The following is a 1,806-nucleotide window of genomic DNA, read 5'->3' as shown; positions in this document are numbered from 1 at the left end:
GGGTTTTTTCCGTGGTGTCCATCTGACCAAAACCGCCGGGGAGAAGCGTCAGACCGCGGGCTCAACTCCGCGTACTCCTGCGGGATGACACGGACGGGTGGCAGCTCCCCCAGCCAGTAGGGGACGGGGTGCGCCCACGACGTGGGGCAGGACACCGGCCGTACGGTCAGCCGGCCCGGTGCACCACGGCGTCGCACAGCTCCACCAGCGCGGACTTCGCCTCGCACTCCCGCAGCGGGGCCAGTGCCGCCCGGGCTTCCCTGGCGTACCGGACGGTGTCCTTGCGCGCCTGTTCCAGCGCGGGGTGGGCGCGCAGCAGGCGCAGCGCCTCGGCGTGCCGGGCGTCGTCACTCAGGTCGGAGTCGAGCAGCTCGGACAGCGCGATGTCAGCGGCCCGCCCCCCCCGCGCCCCCCCCGCGCGCGCCCGGCGCCCCCGTTTTTGTGGTGAGGGCGGGGGGGCCGCAGGACGAGCGGCTCAAGCTCGCCGTCTTCACCCGGCTCGACTCGGTCGTCACCGGCGCCCACGCCATCCTCGCGACCAACACCTCCTCGATCCCGGTCGTCCAGCTCGCCGCGGCGACCGGCCGGCCCGGGCGTGTCCTCGGCGTCCACTTCTTCAACCCGGTGCCGGTGCTGCGACTGGTCGAACTCGTCCCGTCGCTGCTCACCTCGGCCGACACCACGGCACGGGCCGAGGCCTTCGTGGTCGGCACCCTGGGCAAGGAGGTCATCCGCACGCGGGACCGGGCCGGTTTCGTCGTCAACGCGCTGCTCGTTCCGTATCTCCTCGCCGCGATCCGCATGGTCGAGTCGGGTGTCGCGAGCGTCGAGGACATCGACCGCGGCATGGTCCTCGGCTGTGCGCATCCGCTCGGGCCACTGGCGCTGGCGGACCTGATCGGCCTGGACACCACACGCGCCATCGCCGAGTCGCTGTACGCCGAGTTCCGGGACGCCACGTACTCTCCGCCCCCTCTGCTGTCCCGGATGGTGGAGGCCGGGCTGGTGGGCCGCAAGTCGGGGCGGGGCTTCCACACGTACGCGGCGGAGCCACCGCGTGAGACGGCGGCGCGGGCGGAGCGGTCGTGAGGGACAATGGCGGCGGTGTACGACCGCCGGACGAGGGGAGTCGCAGGGTGCCCACCAAGGTGCGCACGGCAGACACGCGCGAGCGCATCCTGACCGCGGCGTGCGAGGCCATCGCCGAGATCGGCTTCGAGAAGATCCGGATGCGTATGGTCGCGGAGCGGGCCGGCGTGTCGACCGCGCTGCTGCACTACCACTTCGACACGCGCGAGAAGCTGTTCACCGAGGCGATGGCCCACTCCTTCGCCAACACCGCCGTCGACGTGGAACGCGACGCGGAGACGGTACCGGCGTCGGTCATCCTGGCCCGCATCCTGCGCAACCTGCTGCCGACCGACCCCGTGCTGCACCAGGACTGGCGGCTGTGGCAGGAACTGTGGGTCCGGGCGCTGCGCGACGAGTCGACCCGGCTCTTCGCCGTGGACCTGTACGCCGAGCTGCACGCGTGGGTGAGCGGTGCGGTGCGGCGGGGCATCGAGTCCGGCGAGTTCACCCCGACCGATGTGGACGACCTGGCCACGCTCGTGCTGTCCCTGAGCGACGGCTACGGCATCCGCCTGATGCTGCGCGATCCCAGCGTCACCCTGGACCAGGCGCTCGCGTCCGTCTGGCGACATGTCGCCGCCGAGCTCGGTCTGCCGGAGACGGTCCCGGCCGGGTGAGTGGGGCCCGGCCGGGACGACGGCACGTGGGCGCGGGGGGCGGGCGTTGGCCGGGGCC

At 72.6% G+C, this 1,806-nt stretch carries 1 protein-coding gene and 2 pseudogenes; 2 read left to right on the top strand and 1 reads right to left on the bottom strand.

The window, feature by feature from the left end; all coding sequences use genetic code 11:
• Positions 1-166: 166 nt before the first annotated feature.
• Positions 167-391 (bottom strand): annotated as a pseudogene (locus tag ACFW2E_RS46285) (polyprenyl synthetase family protein); the annotation flags it as partial.
• Positions 392-474: 83 nt separating this feature from the next.
• Between ACFW2E_RS46285 and ACFW2E_RS46280 the strand changes: the two are divergent.
• Positions 475-1,089 (top strand): annotated as a pseudogene (locus tag ACFW2E_RS46280) (3-hydroxybutyryl-CoA dehydrogenase); the annotation flags it as partial.
• Between the two features lie 47 nt (positions 1,090-1,136).
• The gene (locus ACFW2E_RS46275; RefSeq protein WP_384478031.1) at positions 1,137-1,748 is read left to right on the top strand and encodes a TetR/AcrR family transcriptional regulator; all 612 of its coding nucleotides are present in this window, start codon (positions 1,137-1,139) and stop codon (positions 1,746-1,748) included.
• The last annotated feature ends 58 nt before the right edge of the window (positions 1,749-1,806 follow it).

This window comes from Streptomyces sp. NPDC058964, from assembly GCF_042741275.1.
Lineage (GTDB): Bacteria > Actinomycetota > Actinomycetes > Streptomycetales > Streptomycetaceae > Streptomyces.
This window is presented reverse-complemented; position numbering and strand designations above follow the sequence as displayed.